The following is a 21,665-nucleotide window of genomic DNA, read 5'->3' as shown; positions in this document are numbered from 1 at the left end:
CCACTTCGTCACGAAGTGGGGCCAACGTTTACTTGCGTTCTAAAACAAACGTTTTATAGGCTGGGACACGAATCTTACCTGATACGTGCTTGATTGTCTTCGTTCCGGCACGGTTACCATCGACAATCACGTTCCACTTCCCTTTCGGAAGAGTGATTCGGACATTTGTCGGGTTGGCGTTATGCGTGATGAACAAGTCATTCTTTTGACCAGGTGCATCTTCATCAATCGTGTACGTGATGACGTTCGCTTCCGCTTTATGGAACGTCAAGAATTGTTTCACGTCGCTCGCTTTCGTCATCCGGAGACCAGGGTTTGCCTTACGCATCTCAATCAACCCTTTCATGTACTGGACGTCCGCCTTGCGGTCTGCTGCCCGTTTCCAATCGAGCTGGTTGATCGAGTCCGGTGATTTGTACGAGTTATGGTCGCCTTCCTTCGTGCGCATGAATTCTTGCCCAGCGTGAAGGAATGTCGTCCCTTGACTCGTTAGTAGGATACTTGATGCGAGCCGATGCATCTTCGTTTTATTGAATTCAGATGCGATCGGGTTCGTCAACTCCAGCTTATCCCAAAGGGTGTGATTATCGTGGGCTTCGACGTATGTGATGGCTTGCGTCGGTTCTTTTGTGAATCCTTTAATCGTGTCGCTATAAGCGATTTCTCCGACGATTCCCGTCTTCACGCGATTTTCCATGCCTTCTTTTCCATTGATGAAGCCTTTGTCCTCATCGTAGAAGACGCTCCCCTTCAATCCATCACGGATATTGTCATTGAAGTGCGCGACTCCCGGCATGTCGTAGGCGTTCTTTTGATTTGCTTTTAATTCGGCATCGAGTGGTGTGCCGAGGTCCCACCCTTCTCCGAAGACGAGAATCGACTTGTCGACTCGATTCAACTCTGCTCGGACTTTGTTCATCGTCTCGACGTCATGGATGCCCATCAAGTCGAAACGGAATCCGTCCCAATGGTATTCTTTCGCCCAATAGACGACCGAGTCGACGATGAGTTTTTGCATCATCGCTCGTTCGGACGCGGTATCGTTCCCGACACCTGTGCCATTGGCGAAATCACCACCAGCCGTGTAACGGTAATAGTAGCCAGGTACAATTTTATGCAAGTTTGACGCCTGCGCATCAAACATATGGTTATATACCACGTCCATGACACCACGTAGGTTGTTGTCATGTAAACCTTGAATCATCTGTTTCATTTCCGTGATGCGTACTTTTGCATCGTAAGGGTCCGTTGAATACGACCCTTCTGGCGCATTATAGTTTTTCGGGTCGTATCCCCAGTTATATGTCGCCATCGGATTCGTCTCATCGACCGATGCCGTGTTGAAGTCATAGACAGGAATGAACTGGACATGAGTCACGCCAAGGTCTTTGACGTGGTCGAGTCCTGTTTTCGTCGCCGTCTTTTTACCGTCGATGAGGAGACGTGTTCCTGGTTCGATGACACCGAGGTATTTCCCTTTGTTTTTGATGCCTGAGTCATACTTATCCGTCTTCACATCAAAGATTGAAAGGTCACGGACGTGTGTCTCATAGATAATCGCATCCGTTGACTGCTTCAACTTCGGCTTCATCGAGTTCCATCGTTTCGGGTCCGTTTCTTTCAAATCGACGACGACGCCCTGATCACCGTTCACACCGACAGCCGTCGCATACGGATCGACCGCACGAACCTTACCTGTCGCATGTGTCACTTGGTACGTATAGCCGATGCCGTCAAGGTCACCGCGTACTTCCGTCACCCACGTGCCACGCTCACTGCGTTTCATTTGGATGGCTTTTTTCATATCTTTATCGTTCGTTGGTCGGTCTGTCGGCATATTCCAAAGCTCGAGCTCGACTTGTTGAGCCGTCGGTGCCCAAAGAACAAACTTCGTTTTTGATTTTTGGTACGTGATGCCGAGTTTACCATCGTACGCATATTTCGCGTCGAATTCTTTCGAGCGAAGCACCTTGCCGGCTTGAAGTGTCTGTTCGCCGTATTCCGGATGCGACGCTTGAATAATCTTCGCTAAATCGATGTCTTCTGTAAATTGAATCGTGACCGACTTGTCTCCGGTCTTTTCAATCGACTCAACCGTTGCACCGTCTACGCTCAATTCATCGATGAACGCGTCCGTAATGGCACGGTTCGTCGTGAGTGTCGCTTGTCGGAACGTATCCGCCGAGAACGCGACGAGTTTAGGGGAACGGTCGATTTGTGGCTCTGAATAATAGATTGTCGAATCTCCTTCAACGAGCCAAATCTCTTTCGCTGTACCGAGAACAAAACGGTCTGCGCCGTCCTTTTCCGTCCATTCTCCTTTTTTCGTGATTAAACCCATCAATTTTTTCGATTCCGGGTTGGCGAGTTTCACGTTCGCGATGGCGCCGAATGCATCGGTCTCATCGAACGTGATGTTCTGTCCGTCCCCTCCGTCCGGCCAAGCCCACAGACCCCAGTCCGTGTATGTATTGTCGTAACGGAAATAGTGAACTTTCATGTCGATTTCCGTTGAGACCGTCTCCCCGTCCGGGTTTGACGTATAAATCGTCGGGTCGCCTGACTTGATCCAAACTTCCGCGACACCGTCTTGGATCATATCGTTCGTGATGAAGCGGTCATTCTCCGACCCTTTATCTTTGTCCCAATTGTCCGTTCGGACGATGAGACCGATCTTTTCAGGTGAGTCGACCGGGAATTCATAAGCCGCCACCTTTCCAAATGAATCTTCCCCATTAAACGTGAAGCCTTTATTTGGGAAGTAATCTGGGCCATTTGCCCAAAGCCATAAGTTCCAATCCTTTTCATTATCCGGCGCCTCTTGATAATGGACGACGACTAAAGTCGACTCCCCTTTATCTAAAGCGGACGTCGGCATCGGAAACATTGACAGAATTAGTGCAAACGTTAGCACAACTGCCCATACGGGTTTCCATTGTTTTTTGACCATGAGGGTCCCTCCTTGTAGCACTATTTTAAGAAAACGCTTACACAAAAATTGTAAACGGTTTCCTTTAACGAATCAATGTTATTTTAGAAAAGGGTCAATTGTCATCAGTTGACGGGCATGTCACCTAAGGAATATGGACTAAAGAGAGTTCTGTTCACAAAAAACGACGTCCGTATGACTCGGACGTCGTCTTGTTTAGTTCCCGTACTTTTTGAATAACTGATAGTTTTTGTTACCGCCCGACAAGTTGTACACGTCGGTGAATCCGAGGTTACGGAGCACGTTCTGTGCCGCGTTCCCCGTCACTCCGCCGTTACAGTAGACGACGGTCGGTTTGTTTTTGTCCATGTCATTCGCCGCTTCCCGGAGATTACCGAGCGGGACGTTGACCGCACAATCGACACATGCCTTCTCGAACTGTGCTGCTTTACGCGTATCGATGATTTGCATGTCTTCTCCGGCATCGATTCGTGTCTGAAGCTCGGCCGGTGTGATGAGTCGTGCCGCCTTGTCGATGCTGTTCGAAAGGACCATCCCCGTATACATGACTGGATCTTTCGTCGTCGAGAACGGTGGTGCGTAGGCAAGGTCGAGGTGGAACAAATCATCTACTTTTGCCTTGAGCGTGATCGCCGTGACGAAGACGTCGATTCGCTTGTCGACCCCTTCGAATCCGACGATTTGGACGCCGAGCAGTTGACGTGTCGCACGGTCCGCGACTGCTTTAATCGTCATATCTTTTCCACCCATATAGGCTGGTTTATCCGGTTTCGTGTTATGAAGCACCTCAATATCGTACCCGAGTTCACGCGCTTCTTTTTCGGCGAGACCCGTCTGCGCCACGGCAAGTCCGAACACTTTGAAGATGCCCGTACCGAGGATGCCGCGATGTTCGAGATGTCCTCCCGTGATGATGTCCCCAGCGGTCCGCCCCATCTTATTCGCTGTCGAACCGAGCGGGCGCCAGATTGGTTTACCTGTCACGATGGAGAAGCTCTCCGCGACGTCACCGGCGGCATACACGTCTGAGACGTTCGTCTCCATCCGCTCATTGACGGCAATCGCACCCGTTTCACCCAATTTGACACCCATTTGCATAGCGAGTTCGACGTTCGGACGGACCCCGACCGATAGGATGACGAAATCTGTCTCAATCGTCTTCCCACTCTCGGTGACGACACGCTCCACATGACCGTCACCAATGAGTTCCGTCACCGTCTCACCGAGCATGAGCTCAATCCCGTTCTGTTCGAGATGCTCCTCGACGCGGCATGCCATGTCCTTGTCGAGTGGGGGCATGACTTGCGGCACGCGCTCGATGATAGTGACCTCCACACCGCGAAGTTTCAACTGTTCGGCCATCTCAAGACCGATGAAGCCGGCCCCGATAATCGTCGCATGTTTTGGGTCTGTCGAATCCACGAACGAACGTGTAGCTTCCGCGTGTTGGATGTTTCGAATCGGGAAGACGTTGTCCGATTTCACTCCAGGAATCGGTGGGACGATGCTTGTCGCCCCTGTCGCGAGGACGAGGACATCATACGAGTCCGTGAACGTCTCACCGGTATCTAAGTTTTCAACCGTCACCGTTTTCGCATCCTTGTCGACCGCTGTCACGTTATGTCGTGTCATGACGTCGATGTTATACCGCTTCTTAAAGAAGGCGGCGTCACGCGGCGTCAAGTCATCACGTGATTCGACTTCTCCACCGACATAGTAAGGAATCCCACATCCCGAATACGAGATATCGTAATCCCGGTCGTAAATCGTAATCTGTGCATCTTCGTTGTTACGACGTGCCTTTGCTGCAACGGATGTCCCCGCTGCGACCGAACCGATAATCACTAATTTCATAAAAACAACTCCTTAATAAAGTAGTAAGCTGATATACAAACCAAATAGTGTGATGGCGAGTGTTGGAATCGTCAGGATGATCCCGACTTTAAAGTATTCACCCCATCCAATTCTCAACCCTTTTGTCCGAAGTACGTGGAGCCATAATAATGTCGCGAGCGACCCGATCGGCGTAATCTTCGGACCTAAGTCTGAGCCGATGACATTCGCATAAATGAGTGCTTCCCGAATCTGGCCGGTCGTATTCGTCAAGTCGATGGCGAGCGCATCAATCATGACGGTCGGCATGTTATTCATGACTGAGGACAAGACGGCAGCCAAAAATCCCATTCCGAACGTCGCACTGAAGGCATTCACCGCAAACCAGTCGATAAAGTTCGCAAGCACTTGTGTGAGTCCGGCGTTCTGTAATCCATAAACAACGACGTACATGCCGAGCGAGAAGAAGACGATGGCCCACGGTGCTCCTTTGACGACTTGTGCCGTCTCTACCGCAGCTGAACGGTTCGCCATCACCAAGAAAAATAGGGCGATGACAGCGGCGACGAATGAGACCGGGATGCCAATCAAATCACTCGTAAAGTAACCGATGACGAGTAACGCGAGCACGACCCACGATAAGCGGAACATCGTATGGTCTTTGATGACTGACGCAGGTTTAGCCAATTGAGATGCATCATACTGTTTCGGGATGTCTTTTCTGAAGTACAAATACAATACGAGTAGACTACCCGCAACCGCAAAGACGTTGACGAACACCATCCGTGCCGCATACTCGGCGAACCCGATTCCGAAGAAGTCGGCCGAGACGATATTGACCAGGTTCGACACGATGAACGGCAAACTCGCTGTATCGGCGATAAATCCAGAGGCCATGACGTACGCCAAGACGACCGCATCCGGCAGTTTGAGAGCCCGGACCATCGCTAAGACGATCGGCGTCAAGATGAGCGCCGCCCCGTCGTTTGCAAATAGTGCCGCAACGAGCGCACCGAGTAGCGTGATGTAGACGAATAACTTCACTCCACCACCTTTTGCGATTCGGGCCATATGTAATGCGGCCCATTCGAAAAATCCAATCTCGTCTAAAATGAGCGAAATGATGATAATCGCGATGAATGTGAACGTCGCGTTCCAAATGATACCCCATACTGTTCCGACATCATCAAAATTGACGACGCCCAAAATGAGGGCAATGACGGCCATCCCCATCGCCGAGTAACCGATGCCGAGGCCTTTCGGTTGTTTGATGATGAGGAAAAGCGTCACCACAAATATAAGACTAGCAATCCATTCCAAAACATTTCCCTCCAACTTTTCAATTCATCAAGTGTCACATGAGACATCACACGTACACGCCACTTCAGTCAGTTCCACTTGTTTCAATAGGTCGACGACGAGCGGATAAAACGGGCTCGTCTCGTTCAATCGATAGTGAATCCACTGTTTGTCCCGGCGCTCTAATAAAAGTCCCGCCTGACGCAACATTTTCAAGTGACGGCTGATCGCCGGTTGCGAGATGTCGAAACGATCGACGAAGCTACAGGCACACTGTTCGCCTGCTTCCATCTGTTTCAACATCGTCAACCGGGTCGGGTCACCGAGCACCTTGAGTACTTTACTCAGTTCATCTACAGCGTACATATTTGTTCCCCACCTCTCATATAACCCTTCCGTTATATAACCTGTACGTTATGAAAATAACATAGTTTTTAACACGAAGCAATTGTCATTTCGGGTTGAATTCGGTATGATGAAACACGTTGAAAATGTCAGAATCCATTATTTTGATTTTCGTGAGACTCGAAAATCAAATCATCATATTATAAAGAGAAAGGTGTGTTCTTTTGGAAAGATTGAATACGTTGAAACACGAATGGCTCGGAAATGTCCGAGCCGACATTTTAGCCGGGATTGTCGTCGCCCTAGCGCTCATCCCGGAAGCCATCGCCTTCTCCCTCATCGCGGGAGTCAACCCGATGGTCGGACTGTATGCCTCATTCATTATCGCTATGGTCATCTCAATCGCCGGAGGCCGTCCTGCGATGATTTCGGCTGCAACTGGTGCGATGGCGCTCGTCATCGTTTCACTCGTCGCCGACCATGGTCTCCAGTACTTGCTCGCCGCCGGTATTTTGACCGGGATCATTCAAATCGTTCTCGGCTACTTCGGCATCGCCCGGTTGATGAAATTCATTCCGCGCGCCGTCATGGTCGGTTTCGTCAATGCGCTCGCCATTTTGATTTTCCAGGCACAATTGTCAAACTTTGAAGGCGAAAGCTGGATCATCTGGGCGATTGTCGCCGCATCACTCGCCATCATCTTCTTGTTCCCACGTGTCACGAAAGCGATCCCGGCTCCGCTCGTCGCGATTGTCGTCATGACCATTCTCGCGATTACATTCGGGCTTGATACGAAAAACATTGGAGATATGGGGACGATTTCAGCTACGCTTCCGGACTTCTTGTTCCCGGATGTGCCGTTCACGCTCGAGACACTTATGATTATCTTGCCGTACTCGATTTCGCTCGCCTTTGTCGGATTGATTGAATCGCTCTTGACGGCGCAAATCGTCGATGACATGACAGGTACAGATTCCAACAAAAACCGCGAATCACGCGGACAAGGAATTTCGAACATCATCGCCGGATTCTTCGGTGGGATGCCAGGATGTGCGATGATCGGTCAATCTGTCATCAACGTTTCGTCAGGTGCGCGTGGTCGTCTGTCAACGTTCACAGCCGGACTTGCACTCTTCATCATGATCATGACGATGAGTGATGTACTCATGCTCATCCCGGTCGGTGCGCTCGTCGGAGTCATGTTCTTCGTATCGTATGCAACATTTGACTGGGGCTCGCTCAAAGCGATGCGCACCGCTCAAAAGTCGGATACGGTCGTCATGCTCGTCACGGTCCTCGTCACTGTCTTCACACATGACCTGTCCCTCGGGGTACTCGGTGGAATCTTGACGGCTGCGATTTTATTCGCCGCCAAAATTTCAAAGATCGACCTCGGTCGCCAAGTTACTTCAAACCGCGTAGATTATACAGTCAACGGACAGCTGTTCTTCGCTTCGACGTCTGAATTTGTCAACCAGTTCGATATTACAGAAGATATCGACGCAGGAATCAACACAGTCACAATCGACTTTGCGAACACGCATCTTTGGGATGATTCGGCCATCGGTGCCATCGATAAGGTCGTCTTTAAATACCGAGAAGTCGGAATCGAACCGGAACTTCTTAACTTGAACAAAGACTCGGAAAAACTGCTCAACACTCTCGCGCTTCACTTGAAGCAACAAGATACGAACGCCGGTCACTGATTCGTCATTTCCCCTGTTCGGCAAATCACCTATACTAAAAGTAGAACGTGCGAAAGAGGAGGAGTTTTCATGGGAAAGGTATTTTTAGCGGCAGATGGTTCTGCCCACTCGAAACGTGCGCTTGAAAAAGCGATTCAACTTGCAAAGGCGTCGAATGCGTCAATCGATATCGTTCACGTCATCAGTGCGAAAGAATCGAAGGAAGCGGCTCTCAATTCGACAGGTAAAATCGATTTGGAGACGAAGCGTAAACAGATGCTCAAGCCATTGTTTGACTTGGCGGAAGCGGAAGGAATCCATTACGAATATATTGAGCTCCGAGGCGAACCGGACGTTGAGCTCGTCAAATATGCGAATCACGAGCCTTATGAATATGTCGTTGTCGGCTCGCGTGGCTTAAATACGTTCCAAGAGTTCGTGCTCGGTAGCGTGAGTCATAAACTCGCCAAACGCGCGCTCGCTCCTGTCATCATCGTCAAATGATCCGTTTTCCCCATCTCCATGTGAGATGGGGATTTTTTGTGTCACATACAGGGGACCTTTCGTTCGTGTAGAATGAGTTAAAGATCGTTTACTTCAAAAGGAGGTTCTCGCTATGGATATCACAAACGACCCGAATACACTTTTACTCATCCTACTCCCTGTCTTGATTTTGCAACTCATCCTGCTCGTTGTCGCTTTGATCGACCTATTCAAACGCGACGTGACGAACGGACCGAAATGGGTATGGCTCCTCGTCATCGTCTTCATTAACATTCTTGGACCGATTGTTTACTTCTTATGGGGACGGGCAAAACGATGAAGGTCACACACATTTCGAAACACTTCGGATCGTTCAAAGCACTCGATGATGTCAGTTTTGAGTTGCGCCCTGGGTGCACGTCCTTACTCGGTGAGAACGGAGCGGGTAAGACGACGCTTTTAAACTTGCTCGCCCGTGTCACGAACCCTACAAGTGGTGACGTGAGCGGTCACGTACAAACACGCATCGGTTATTTGCCGCAACGTCCGGCCCTCTACCCGTCTTTGACTCCCGTCGAGACGATTCGATATGCCGTCGAGTTGACAGGTACAAAGCACGTCGACCCCGTCAAACTGTTAAAACGTGTCGGTCTCGAACCGGTCGACCGACCGGCTGCAAACCTATCCGGAGGGATGCGCCAACGACTCGGCATCGCACAGGCGCTCGTGCATGACCCGGAATTATTGCTGCTCGATGAACCAGTCTCCGCACTCGACCCTCGCGGTCGTCGGGAAGTGCTCGATTTATTGAGCGATTTGAAACGGGAGCGAATGATTCTCTACTCTACGCACGTTCTCCCGGATGCCGAAGAAGCGAGCGACTGGGTGCTCTTGCTTCGACAAGGAAAATTGCTCATGGAAGGCACCGTGACCGACCTGCTCGGTTCGAAATCGACCATCGAATTACGACTCTTCGACGACGAAACGAGTGGAGCGGACTGGAACCAACTAGAAGGTGTGACTCAGACAATCCAACACGGTTCAACGTGGGTATTCGAATCATCGGACCGAAAGCTCGCCGAGCGAGCGATTTTGCGACGCGTCTTGGAACTGAACGTCGTCATCCAATCGCTGCACGTCGGGCATCCGTCTCTTGAGTCCTTATTTTTGGAGGTGAACGCCTGATGCGTACAGCAATCTTCAAACAAGAATGGCGCGAAGCATGGTCAAACAAACGACTCATTTGGATTCCCGTCGCCCTTATGCTCCTCGCCTCGATGCAGCCGATCACACTCTACTTCTTACCGGATATCCTCGCTTCCGGTGGAAATTTCCCTGACGGAACCATCATCGAGATCCCGATCCCAACTCCGGAGGAAGTCTTAATCTCAGTGAGTGAACAGCTTCGTCAAATCGGACTCCTCATCGTCTTATTGTCGGCGATGCATACGTTCAGCCATGAACGGACGAATGGGACACTCGCATGGCTCAAGTCATTACAAATCCCGACATCACGTATTGTCATCAGCAAATGGGCCCATTATGCCTTATTGACGTTCGGCGGTATTTTGCTCGCACAAACGGCAGCAGCATACTATACAGTGATTCTATTTGATGCATTTGACTCGGTCGATTTTCTCGTGTCGACGGCACTTCTCGTCTGTCATTTCATCGTGCAACTATCTATCTTCTTTTTCATCGCAGCACTTCTAGAGAGCGGCGTGGTTGCGGTCGTCTTGACGCTCGGACTCCACTTCGTCATGTCCCTCTTAATTGGTTGGGTCGACCTTGATTGGATGCCATGGATGCTCGGACCGCTATCGAGCGAGGTGTTACTGACAGAGGTGGATCTCGTTTGGCCGCTCCTGACCGGAATCCTCGTTGTCGTCCTCTCGCTTTATGTGGCGTCGAAACGCCTTCGCTTCATGAGTCATTCGACGTAAACGTCTGACCTTGTAAATGATTCATTTGCCACTATCTTCCCTTGGATAAAAATGGTTATATTATTTTATATAGGATTTTTTGAAAATCGGGAGGCTTAACAATATGAACTGGAAGACGACTACAATGTTCAGTTTAATTGCTGGAACCCTCTTCACCTCTCCTCTATCGACTCATGCTGAAGGGTCATTCCAACAGACGGACGACGGCATCGTCTACACCTCGAGTGACGGGACGGTGTTGACGGGTTGGCAAGAAATTGAGGGCCATACGTACTATCTGAACGATGACGGAACGCTCCTTACAGGTTGGCAAGAAATCGAAGACGCTACATATTATTTTGAGGCAGACGGACGACTCATCACTGGTCCTTACACTGTCGACGGCACGACATATACATTTGACGAGAACGGGAAGCTGCTCATCGGATGGCAGGAACGGGATGGTCTCGTCTATTATTACGATAAAACCGGTCAACCGGTTACCGGTTTCCAGACAATCTCAGGCAAGCGGTACTACTTCACCGAGGAAGGGGTCCGTCTCTCGGGATGGCAACAGCTTGGTGACGCCAAACATTACTTCTTCCCGGACGGCACAATCCATACGGGCATGTACACAATAGACGGAAAAAAGTACTATCTGATGGAACATGGCGAAATGGCGACTGGTTGGAAAACGATCGGCACGCGTCGCTACTACTTCGGGAATGACGGCAAACGTCGTCAAGGACTCGCCCGCATCGGCGAGAAAATGTATGGCTTCCATCCGTATTATGGATATCGTCTCGAGGGACTTCATCGTATTAACAACCGGCACTATCTGTTCGGAAAATACGGTGACCGTAAGTACGGTCTCCAACGCATTGACGGTGTCATGTACGGTTTTCACCCGACCTACGGCTATCGTCTTGAAGGAATCCATAAATTAAACTCACGTTATTATTCGTTCGACTACTATGGTCGACGCGAATATGGATTCCAGACGGTTGATGGGAAGAAGGTCGGGTTCCATCCGACATACGGTTATCGGCTGCAAGGGAAATTCCGATTGGATGGAAAAACATATCATTTCCACTCGACCGGCGTCCCCGAAAAAGGCTGGAAATACACGACCCAGTACGAATATTTCGCACCTGCCTTAACGAAAAAGACGGACTGGCAAGCCATTAACGGGAAATGGCATTACTTCGACACGTTCGGAAAAATGTATCAAAACCGCCGCGTCGGTAACGCCTCATTCGATGCGCGGGGCGTCTATTCTCAAGCGCTGTCCATCTATAAAATGAGCGTCCCACTCTATCGTCAGTTCCCGATGGGGTACCCGTCTGGCTGTGAGTTCTTCTCCCTCAAGATGGCACTTGAAGAGAAAGGCCGTGCCGTCGGCGCATCCACCTTATACAACGAGATGCCAAAGAGTATGTGGAACGCTCGCTACGAGAACAGACTATACCGTTGGGTCGACCCGAACGTCATGTTCACCGGTGACCCGAAACGGACGCTCGGCAAATATAAAAACTATGGGATTTATCCAAAAGGTATGATCGGATTTGCCAGCAAATATCGTCCTGTGAAAGACTTGTCCAACCAAGGACTCGGTTCGATTGAACGGGAATTGTCGATGGGCAACCCGGTCATCGTCTGGGCGAGCGTTGACTTCAACAAGCCGTACGGCTACTTCAACTGGTACACCGCCTCGAACAAGAAGTTCACCGGCTACGTCAACTATCACGTCATGTTGGCGACCGGCTATGACAAGTCAAACTTATACATTAACGACCCGTATCGCGGTCGCTTAGTCATCCCGAAATCAAAAGTGAGCGCCGTCATGGGCGCGACGGGCTGGAAGGCGCTAGCAGTCAGGTAGTCACGAAAGGATGGGCTCACGAAGAGTCCGTCCTTTTTGTAATGAAATGGTAAAACTAAAAATCAGCCATACAATATAGAATATAAGGAGTCCCACAAAAGGAGTCGATCAGTTGAAAAAACACATACCTCTACTACTCACGATGATTCTGACCCTCGGTATCATCGGATCACCGCTCGGTACGAATCGGGTGCACGCTTATTACGAGACGTCGATCAACACGACGGGTTACGTGACAAAAATCAGTCAACTCAATGTCCGACAATCCCCTTCATTGAGCGCGAAGCGTCTTGCACTCATCCCACGGGACGGATCGATGCGTGTCCGTACTTCGTTTCAATTGGACGGCGTACGTTGGTATAAGATTCAATGGGGCAGCGGCTACGCCTATTTGCCGGCAAAGTATGTCCGGTTGTCCACTGCCGAGGTGAAGTTCACGAAACCGACGTATGTCAAACCATCGAGCGTCTACTTAAAGTCACGTCCGTTGACGACATCCTCGAACGTCAAATTCGTTCGTCAAGGCACCGAACTCGAGACCGTCTCTTACCGTTATACCGGTACGACACGATGGTATAAGGTACGTTACGGAACGTACACGGGGTATATCCTCGCCAAACACGTCCGTTTCACATCGCCCGTCAACATATTGACCGAGACGAATAAAGAGCGGAAGGCTGCCGGCCTCTCTCTTCTCGCTGCTTCGAGCAAGGCGAATCGTGTCGCCCAAGTCCGGGCAGAGGAGATGGCACGTACCGATCAATTCTCACACACGCTCAACGAGAACGGCACACCAGGCGATACGTTAGACGCTTACGGCGTCTCGTACCGTGGCTGGGGCGAGAACATCTATAAAGGGTCAAGCGATCCGGCCCGTGCGGTCGATGCTTGGATGAACAGTAGCGGACATCGCGCGAACATCTTGAAGGCGAATTACACCCATCTAGGAATCGGCAAAGCGACCGATGCCCAAGGGTCGACCATCCATGTCCAAATCTTTTTGACGAAATAACCGATGAAGGGACAGTCACCTCGTGGCTGTCTTTTTTTAGCCAAACAAAAAGAGCGGATTCTCATCCGCTCCGAACGATACGATTCTCACACCTCATGCTCCTTCACAAGCACACGAAAACGCGGTCGGACGGTCAACTCGATTGACGTCACGGTCCGCTTCCGATCTTCCGCGAGTACGATCAACAACTCCGCATGGTCCCGCCGGTCTTCTAAAATCTCGACTTTGCTTACCGTTCGAAGCAGTTGATAATAGACTAATTCCCCATCCTGATTCTTGACACTGATCTCAAACTCGTGATAGCTCGGGGATATTTTAAAGTAGAACGTCTCTTCTTTATTCGTGAATCGAAAAATCGACTCGTCATAGTAAAACGGTAACGTCGAATCCATACGTTTCGGTTCGACTGTACAAAACGCGGAAAGCACAACTTCGTCTGGGAACAATGCCCCCTCTTGTTTATTGAATTGCCATCCTTTCATCCCAATCCCTCATTTCAACACAATAATTATCTGAATACTTAGATTATTACATATTTCGATGAATCCGGACAGGTAAATTCATGACAATCAACGAAAACCATTGAGTAGCATAATGAGAATTATTTTATATAAGAGAGGAGTACACACATGCCAATCATCTCGCTCGACCATGTCACAAAACAATTCGGGGACACGACAGCATTAAATGACCTCAGTCTTCAAGTCGAAGAAGGTGAACTATTCGGCCTGCTCGGTCCGAACGGTGCCGGTAAGACGACCGCCATCTCTGTCATGTTAAATCTGTACGAGGCAGATTCCGGGTCGATTCATATATTCGGACAATCGATGCCAAAAGACGAACTGGCCATTAAACGCCGTGTCGGCATTGTGCCACAACACGTCTCTGTCTATGATCAGCTGACTGTCTATGAAAACATCCAATTCTTCGCCGAACTGTATGGATTCAGTCCAAAAGAAGCAAAACAAAAGACCGAGTCCGCCATTGCCTTCGTCGAACTCGATGCTCACCAAAAGAAACGTCCGCCTGAATTATCCGGTGGTCTACTCCGCCGCCTCAATATCGCCTGTGGAATCGTTCATGAACCTGAGCTCATCTTCATGGATGAACCGACCGTCGCCATCGACCCGCAGTCGCGTAACACGATTTTAGAGAATATCCGTGAACTGAATCGTCGCGGGGCCACCATCATCTACACCTCACACTATATGGAAGAGGTCGAGCTCCTTTGCGACCGAATCGCCATAGTCGATGAAGGGAAAATCATTGCCGAAGGGACGCAAGACGAGTTGAAAGACCGTGTGATGACACTCGAAACGGCCCGAATCAAAGTCGATGCGCTCACTCCACACTTGCTCGAGCGACTTGACGCACTCGAACATGTTCAAAAAGTGGAGTATACAGAACCGTACATCGAAGTTTCATTAGATAAAGATACCCCGCTCGCACCGCTCCTTGAGACGCTACATCATGAACATGTACACTTCACGTCCATCACGGTCGACCGTCCTTCCCTCAATACCGTCTTTTTGGCATTGACCGGGAAGACGCTTCGAGAATAGGAGGGCTTCTCATGTGGACTTTCATCAAATACGATGTGAAACAGCGACTAAGGGACCGCACCACGATCTTTTGGATGCTCATCTTCCCACTCATTCTCATCTTCGGCCTCGGGACGATGCTCTCGGCCGTCTTCAGTGACACGTTCAAATTGCCGGTCACGAATGTCGCCTACGTCGAATCGTCGACCGATCAGTACCGCGAGCCGCTCGAGAACTTTTTAAACGAAGAGGACATTCAGGCGTTCATCCGTCTCGTCCCATACGAAGACATCAAGTCTGCCGAACGTGGCGTGAACGACGGGGATGCAGATGTCATCTTACAGCTCGACGGGAGGGACATCACGCTCTTTTATGAAGAACCGACGACTGTTGAGTTCGACGTCTTAGATGCCATCCTCGGGCAATATACGGCGATTGCCAATCAACAGATCACGCTTGCAGAAGCAGGTGTATCGGCTCCGTACGAGAATGAAACGTGGCTTGATACGGAGAGTGTCGACTTAGCTGGACGCACCCCGACCTCGCTTGAATATTTCACCGTCACCATCTCCATCATGACGGCTCTATTCGGATCGTTCTATATCACGGCGATGGCACGAGAAGAACAGCCAAACACCGGAAGTTATTTACGCATTCAGGCGGCACCTGTCCGCACAGTTCAATATCGGCTCGCGCGGACGTTCAGCCGCTATGTCATCATTTTGCTACAACTCATCCTCCTGTTTTGGTTCAGCCATTTCGTCTATCGGACCTTTGATTTAGAAAACGTTCAATTCGGATATTTGATCCTCTCCTGGTTTGCGTTGACCGCATACGGGGTCACCGTTGGATTTGTCATCGTCAACCTTCCGAAGTTGAGCACGACGACGAAAGATGCGATCGTCAACGGCTTCGTCGCCATCATCATGATCTTATCAGGCGGCTACGTCCCCGGCTTTGATCAGGTGACGCTGAACTATGCACCGTGGGCCGCTTATGTGTTCATGCCGATCTTTATGCGGGACGGGATGCTGTCCGTACTACTTCGCGAAGGTGACATGAGTATGTACTGGCAGAGCCTCGGACTGCTCGGAATTCATTTACTCGTCTTGATTGCGGTCAGCTATATTCTCTCGAAAGGGGTGAAACGTCATGGTGCTCATTAGACACGTGGCCAAACGAATGCTAAGGAAGAAAGGACTATGGGTATTCACATTCGTGTCAATGTTCGGTTTCGCACTCATCTTGTCCTTTGTCGGGGGAACGTCAAGCCTGAACGCATCCATCGGTGTCGTCGACCAAGACGGCGGAATCCTTGCCGAGCGTCTGATCGAGGAAGCCGAACGGTTCGGTCGGGTCACCTTGCTTGAAACGAATGAAGAGGACGTTCTGTTAGAAGGAGAAGACATCGTCCTCCTCATCCCTGAGAACTTTACAGAACGTGCCTTCGCTGGCGATATGCCCCGACTTTCCTTCTCCGCGATTGCCGGGAGTGACGCATCTTTGATTGACCAGGCGCTCAACGGTCACTTGTCGCGCGAACGTCAACTGCTTGAAGCGAGTAGGTATGATGAAACCACGTTCGAACAACTTGCGTCACAAGAAACGATGAACGGCTACACACTCTCGAATGAACCATTCCAAGACAGTGTCGCCACGACCGCCCGTACCCAAGCCTTTTTCGGTCTGTTGTCATTCATCATGATGTCAACATTTCTCCAATTCATCCCGATGTTTGTCGCAGACGACCGGGACGAGAAGATTTATGCGCGTTTGTTCGCTACACCTGTGACACCTCGGGGCTATTTCGCATCCCTTCTCCTCGCCTTTTATCTCGTCGGCTTCGTCTATGTGATGCTGTTGATTGGTGTGAGTCTCGCCCTATATGGCCAGGACGTATGGACGCATCTCCCGACCATATTCGCATTGTTCGCATCCTATCTGCTCGTCTGTCTGGCGTTCGGTGGTCTCATCGCTGTATTTGCGACGAATCGGGAGAAGGCGAATATCTTTCAAATCTCCGTCACGATGGCATCCGCCATCACCGGCGGGGCATTTATTAGCCTTTTGTGGCTACCGGATTCATTGAAGCTGGTCGGTCGTTTCTTACCGACGTATTGGTTGAACAACGGCGTCATCACGATGTACGAGGGGCAGTTCCCCTTCCTCTCCATCCTCGTCATGATTGGTATGACCGGACTTGTTTTCCTGTTCACCATCCTTGTGTTGAAAAAACGACCACTCACCATCTAAAAAAGCGAGGTCTCCTATTCATTTGGAGACCTCGCTTTGCTTTATTGTTGGAGCGTCGGAACGACTTTTTCAAAGAAGACATCGACGAGTGAAGGGTCAAACTGCTTGCCCGCCTCTTCAAGGATGACAGCGAGCGCCTCATCAATCGTCTTCGCTTGCCGATAAGGTCGGCCTGTCACCATCACATCGAATGTATCAGCGATGGAGATGATGCGGGAAGCGAGCGGGATTTCATATTCACTCAATCCTTTCGGGTACCCCTTCCCGTCCCATCGTTCATGGTGCGCCAAAACGATTTCAGACAAGGCAATGTATTCAGGTACTGTACTTAAAATGTTGTAACTAATCTCGGGGTGACGTTTGATTTCATGCCACTCAGATTCGGTCAACGCACCTGATTTGTCCAAAATATCGTTGCTGATCGCCACTTTCCCGATGTCATGCAAAATGGCGGCCGTTCGAATCTCATTCACCTCGGCACTCGTGAACCCCATCGCCTCGGCGAGTTGTCCCGCTAAATTGGCGACACGTTGAGAATGTGCCTCCTCACGTGGAATCTTCTCGTATAGTGTTCGCATGATAATCTGAATGGAATGGTGGCGTCGACTCTGCTTTTCAGAAACCTTATGGTGGTACATCCGATCTTCCGCTAAATTAAACACTTCCGACAAATCGATATTGGAGTCGTGCTTGACCGCTTCACCGAACGAGGCTGAGATTGGTAACCCTTCCACCGTCTTGTCGTGGAAGAGACGACCGAGGCGGTCCGACAGTTGTTTCGCCTCATCGAGCGTCGTGTTTGGAGAGATGACGACAAACTCGTCACCACCTACACGTGCCACTTCATCTTTTGATCGCAGTTCATTACGTAAAATGTTCGCTGCTTCGACAAGTAACTGGTCGCCGACTAAGTGCCCAAACGCATCATTCGTGAGCTTCAACCCGTTAATATCGATGACGATGAGGGAGAGTGGATAGTACTGCTCATCATCATAACGCTCCAACGCCTCTTCAAAGTAACGTCGGTTTTTGATACCCGTCAACTGATCGTGATAACTGAGGTATTCAATCTCTTTCTCGTATGTTTTCTTCTCCGTGACATCCCCGATATAGCCGTGCCACAACACATGCCCGTCTGCAATTTTCTCCGGCCGGGATGACCCTAAAATCCAAATCGACCGACCGTCCTCGGTCAACACACGAAACTCCGCATCCCAAATTGTCAAATTACGGTAAGATTCATCGATTGATTGCATGACATTCGGATAATCATCCGGATGCATCCGTCGAAACACTAGACTCGCATCTGCCCGTACCGCCTCTGCCGAAATCCCTATCATATCTTCAAATCCTTTGCTGAAAAACGGGAAGTTGAAACTACCATCAGGCAACAACTCGAACTGATAGATGGCACCCGGGACTTGATTGGATAGCTTCGTCAACAGACGATCTCGTTCGGCTAATTTTTCTTCTAACTGAACCCGATCCGTCACATCTTTAGCGACCGCATAAATATAATTCCCTTGAAGTTTGCAGTGCCACTCAATGGAACGATACGTGTCATCAATCGTCCGGAAGCGATTGACAAAACGGAACAACTCTCCCCGTTCCTCCAGTTCTGCAAACGCAGCATCCGTGATGACGTCATCGTCCGGATGAATCAGACTAAGAAATTCGATGTTCTCCAACTCATCAAGCGAATATCCTAAAACTCGCTCCCATGTGTCATTTAAATGGAGTGCTTGCCGCGTATTGAATGCCATGATGCATTCCAAGTCGAGAGTGGCGAACCCATCGAACATCGACTTTTTCGTCTCACCCACTTGATGATCCGCTTTTACTAACTGTTCTAGGACATGGACGAGATACAATTCGACAAGTCCTAGGCGGTTCGCCACTTTTCCTTCTTGCATCACAATCGTCAAGTCACCGTATAGAACTCCATCTTTTTCAATTTTGAATAGAACGACCTCTCCGAGCGAGAAAATCCGAAGTAAGTTTTTGACGAGGCGTTTTGGAAGCGCGCCGTCAATCAACGGATCGATTCCATCGAATACAAGCGGATTTGGACGATTGAACAGTTCTCGCCGTTTCTCGGTCATCGGCCACTTCTTCCCGACCGGGTGGAAACCGAGTACATCGAGACTTCTCTCTAACATTTCATCCATACCCGATAAGGCGACCGTTGTGTACGACACTCCATCTTTCTCAATCAAATTGAGCGCGACCGCTTTCGCACCTGTGAAATCGCGAATCTGATCGAGAAATTGTTGATTCATCAATAAATCACTACCAGTCGAGACGAACCGATGGGACACGTTCACAAGTTGCTTGAGCGCATTGTTTTCCTGGACGTGAGGCGTGATATCATGAAACATGACGGACACAAAGCCTTCACGTTCACTAAATACGGACATTTCGAACCATGATTTATTTCGTCGGGAGAAATGCTCAAACGTCACCGTTCCACCTTCGCTAACGACACGTGCCACTTGAATCATCCATTCACGCTCGCTATATTCAAAGTCTTTTAGGGCGCTAGACACTTTTTTCCCGATAAAGTGTTTCCGTTTTGCTTTCATAATCTTTTCAAAGGCAGGATTCACTTCAAAGAACTCATAGTCAGTCGGCTCCGAAGCATTGTCGTAAATCACTTTAAACTCGACATAGCCTTGGGGCATATGGCGCAACAATGTATCGTATGAAGAATGAATAGGTTTTGTCACGTCACTTCCTCCTCAGCAATTAAAATCTCTCCCTTAGTTTATCTCATTTGTGATACTTTCCCTATTTTTCACGAAGTCATTCCCAACTATCCATTTTTAATTTTTTGTAAACTGCACGTCGTTCCCTTGCCTCTCTCTAACACGTTTGATAAACTGATTTCGAAAACCGATATCGAATTTCGATAACAAGGAGTTGATACGTATGGAAGACCGCGTCCTACGGAAGTTGTTTCTCGGATTCATCCATATCCATATTTTGCACCACGCCGCGGAACATCCCGTATACGGGGCATGGATGGTCGATGAACTACGCGAACATGGATATGAGATTAGTGCCGGTACGCTCTATCCGATTTTACACGGGATGGAGAAAGAGGGACTCTTGATTCGTGAAAATGAGACGGTCGATGGACACGTCCGCAAAAATTACATGACGACAGAAAAAGGGCTCTCCGTATTACAAGAAGCCCGTCATAAAGCATACAAGTTATTCAAAGAAATCAAGGAGTGAAGATATGACGACACAACGTGTGACGTTCAAAACGTTACTAGAAATTTTATTCGTTTCGACTCGGCTCGGCCTGACCTCGTTCGGTGGCCCGGTCGCCCACCTCGGTTATTTCCATGAGGAGTACGTAAGAAGACGGAAATGGATGGACGAGAAAGCATATGCCGATCTCGTCGCTTTGTGTCAATTTTTACCGGGACCGGCGAGTTCACAAGTCGGAATTGGAATTGGGATCGTCCGTGGGGGTATTTTAGGTGGAATCACCTCGTTCATCGGATTCACGACCCCGTCGGTCGTCGTCCTCATGCTGTTCGCCTTACTGTTGTCGGGACTAGACGTCTCCGATGCAGGATGGCTATACGGCTTAAAAATCGTCGCCGTCGCGATTGTCGCCCACGCCATCTTAGGAATGGCGAGCAAATTGACACCAGATACGAAGACACGGACAATCGCCTTTTTTGCCCTAGCCGGTGTTTTGCTTTGGCAGACGACATTCAGTCAGGTGCTGTTCATTCTTCTCGCGGCACTTGCAGGATTCCTTTTATTCAAGCCGGACCGTCTCGACGCAAAATCGAGTACGTTCCCGATTTCGAAACGACTCGGGGCCATTTTATTGTCGGTATTCGGAGCACTTCTCGTCATCTTGCCGATTTTACGGGAGACGTTCGAGAATCAGACCATCGCCTTGTTTGATAGTTTTTACCGGGCCGGAGCTCTCGTCTTCGGTGGCGGTCACGTCGTCTTGCCATTACTCGAACGTGAACTTGTCCCAGCTGGCTTCCTCAGTGAAGAAGCCTTTCTAGCGGGATACGGTGCAGCTCAAGCCGTCCCTGGACCTCTCTTCACGTTCGCTTCTTATCTAGGAACGGTAATTAACGGCGTACCGGGTGGAATCCTCGCGACGTTCGCCATTTTCCTGCCGGCATTCTTGCTCATCCTTGGGGCACTCCCGTTCTGGGACGCGCTTCGTCACAACCCGAAAGTCGCCGGCGCCCTCATCGGGGTCAATGCGGCAGTAGTCGGAATCTTGATTGCGGCGTTTTACAGCCCGATCTTCACGAGTACCGTCAACGATACGATTGACTTCGTCTTTGCCGCCTTCCTGTTCGTGATGATTGCCTATTGGAAGTTACCACCGTGGGCTCTCGTGATTGCCGGGGTGCTTGGTGGAACGTTGATTAACATGATGTAGTGACAAAGGGACCTTGTGTCCCTTTTTTCAATGG

At 49.7% G+C, this 21,665-nt stretch carries 18 protein-coding genes; 12 read left to right on the top strand and 6 right to left on the bottom strand.

The window, feature by feature from the left end:
• Window positions 1-28: 28 nt before the first annotated feature.
• The 4 genes from pulA to P400_RS0105900 all read right to left on the bottom strand — a co-directional run bounded on the left by pulA (window position 29) and on the right by P400_RS0105900 (window position 6,448).
• On the bottom strand, window positions 29-2,950 hold the full coding sequence (gene pulA, locus P400_RS0105915; RefSeq protein WP_026825316.1) for a type I pullulanase: 2,922 nt from the start codon (window positions 2,948-2,950) through the stop codon (window positions 29-31).
• 195 nt (window positions 2,951-3,145) lie between these two features.
• Window positions 3,146-4,804, bottom strand: coding sequence for an FAD-dependent oxidoreductase (locus tag P400_RS0105910; protein WP_026825315.1), 1,659 nt, complete (start codon window positions 4,802-4,804; stop codon window positions 3,146-3,148).
• 12 nt (window positions 4,805-4,816) lie between these two features.
• On the bottom strand, window positions 4,817-6,103 hold the full coding sequence (locus tag P400_RS0105905) for an arsenic transporter (RefSeq protein ID WP_026825314.1): 1,287 nt from the start codon (window positions 6,101-6,103) through the stop codon (window positions 4,817-4,819).
• Between the two features lie 27 nt (window positions 6,104-6,130).
• Window positions 6,131-6,448 (bottom strand): ArsR/SmtB family transcription factor, encoded by a 318-nt coding sequence (locus tag P400_RS0105900; protein ID WP_026825313.1) that lies wholly within the window; start codon window positions 6,446-6,448, stop codon window positions 6,131-6,133.
• A gap of 203 nt (window positions 6,449-6,651) precedes the next feature.
• Between P400_RS0105900 and P400_RS0105895 the strand changes: the two genes are divergently transcribed.
• From P400_RS0105895 to P400_RS0105865, 7 genes are all read left to right on the top strand, one after another.
• Complete coding sequence (locus P400_RS0105895) at window positions 6,652-8,133, top strand: SulP family inorganic anion transporter (RefSeq protein WP_026825312.1); 1,482 nt, start codon at window positions 6,652-6,654, stop codon at window positions 8,131-8,133.
• A 69-nt stretch (window positions 8,134-8,202) separates the two neighbouring features.
• Window positions 8,203-8,616 carry a universal stress protein gene (locus tag P400_RS0105890; protein ID WP_026825311.1) on the top strand — a complete coding sequence of 138 codons (414 nt, stop codon included), beginning with the start codon at window positions 8,203-8,205 and terminating at the stop codon, window positions 8,614-8,616.
• A gap of 112 nt (window positions 8,617-8,728) precedes the next feature.
• Complete coding sequence (locus P400_RS0105885; protein WP_026825310.1) at window positions 8,729-8,935, top strand: PLD nuclease N-terminal domain-containing protein; 207 nt, start codon at window positions 8,729-8,731, stop codon at window positions 8,933-8,935.
• The gene (locus P400_RS0105880) at window positions 8,932-9,780 is read left to right on the top strand and encodes an ABC transporter ATP-binding protein (protein ID WP_026825309.1); all 849 of its coding nucleotides are present in this window, start codon (window positions 8,932-8,934) and stop codon (window positions 9,778-9,780) included. Before P400_RS0105885 ends, P400_RS0105880 begins: the two co-directional genes overlap by 4 nt.
• Window positions 9,780-10,538, top strand: coding sequence for an ABC transporter permease (locus P400_RS0105875; RefSeq protein WP_026825308.1), 759 nt, complete (start codon window positions 9,780-9,782; stop codon window positions 10,536-10,538). The genes P400_RS0105880 and P400_RS0105875 overlap by 1 nt, the downstream gene beginning before the upstream one ends.
• Window positions 10,539-10,641: 103 nt before the next feature.
• Window positions 10,642-12,399, top strand: coding sequence for a C39 family peptidase (locus tag P400_RS0105870; protein ID WP_026825307.1), 1,758 nt, complete (start codon window positions 10,642-10,644; stop codon window positions 12,397-12,399).
• A 112-nt stretch (window positions 12,400-12,511) separates the two neighbouring features.
• The gene (locus P400_RS0105865) at window positions 12,512-13,411 is read left to right on the top strand and encodes a CAP domain-containing protein (protein WP_026825306.1); all 900 of its coding nucleotides are present in this window, start codon (window positions 12,512-12,514) and stop codon (window positions 13,409-13,411) included.
• A gap of 86 nt (window positions 13,412-13,497) precedes the next feature.
• Here P400_RS0105865 and P400_RS0105860 read toward each other — a convergent pair whose 3' ends face one another.
• On the bottom strand, window positions 13,498-13,893 hold the full coding sequence (locus tag P400_RS0105860; RefSeq protein WP_026825305.1) for a hypothetical protein: 396 nt from the start codon (window positions 13,891-13,893) through the stop codon (window positions 13,498-13,500).
• Between the two features lie 147 nt (window positions 13,894-14,040).
• On the opposite strand from P400_RS0105860, the gene P400_RS0105855 reads away from it, so the two are divergent.
• The 3 genes from P400_RS0105855 to P400_RS0105845 are packed head-to-tail and all read left to right on the top strand — an operon-like array spanning window position 14,041 to window position 17,205.
• On the top strand, window positions 14,041-14,973 hold the full coding sequence (locus tag P400_RS0105855; RefSeq protein ID WP_026825304.1) for an ABC transporter ATP-binding protein: 933 nt from the start codon (window positions 14,041-14,043) through the stop codon (window positions 14,971-14,973).
• A gap of 11 nt (window positions 14,974-14,984) precedes the next feature.
• Window positions 14,985-16,118, top strand: a complete 1,134-nt coding sequence (locus P400_RS0105850) for an ABC transporter permease (protein ID WP_026825303.1) — start codon at window positions 14,985-14,987, stop codon at window positions 16,116-16,118.
• A complete protein-coding gene (locus P400_RS0105845) occupies window positions 16,105-17,205 on the top strand; it encodes an ABC transporter permease (RefSeq protein WP_026825302.1) in 1,101 nt (366 codons plus the stop codon). Before P400_RS0105850 ends, P400_RS0105845 begins: the two co-directional genes overlap by 14 nt.
• Window positions 17,206-17,246: 41 nt before the next feature.
• On the opposite strand, the gene P400_RS15355 is transcribed toward P400_RS0105845, so the two are convergent.
• Window positions 17,247-19,931 carry an HD domain-containing phosphohydrolase gene (locus P400_RS15355; protein WP_026825301.1) on the bottom strand — a complete coding sequence of 895 codons (2,685 nt, stop codon included), beginning with the start codon at window positions 19,929-19,931 and terminating at the stop codon, window positions 17,247-17,249.
• Window positions 19,932-20,133: 202 nt separating this feature from the next.
• Between P400_RS15355 and P400_RS0105835 the strand changes: the two genes are divergently transcribed.
• The gene (locus P400_RS0105835) at window positions 20,134-20,442 is read left to right on the top strand and encodes a PadR family transcriptional regulator (protein ID WP_026825300.1); all 309 of its coding nucleotides are present in this window, start codon (window positions 20,134-20,136) and stop codon (window positions 20,440-20,442) included.
• A gap of 4 nt (window positions 20,443-20,446) precedes the next feature.
• Window positions 20,447-21,631 (top strand): chromate efflux transporter, encoded by a 1,185-nt coding sequence (gene chrA, locus P400_RS0105830; RefSeq protein ID WP_026825299.1) that lies wholly within the window; start codon window positions 20,447-20,449, stop codon window positions 21,629-21,631.
• Window positions 21,632-21,665 lie beyond the last annotated feature (34 nt).

This window comes from Exiguobacterium marinum DSM 16307, assembly GCF_000620845.1.
Lineage (GTDB): Bacteria > Bacillota > Bacilli > Exiguobacteriales > Exiguobacteriaceae > Exiguobacterium > Exiguobacterium marinum.
Note: the sequence above shows the minus strand (reverse complement) of the source record. Positions and strands in the feature narration are given on the sequence as shown.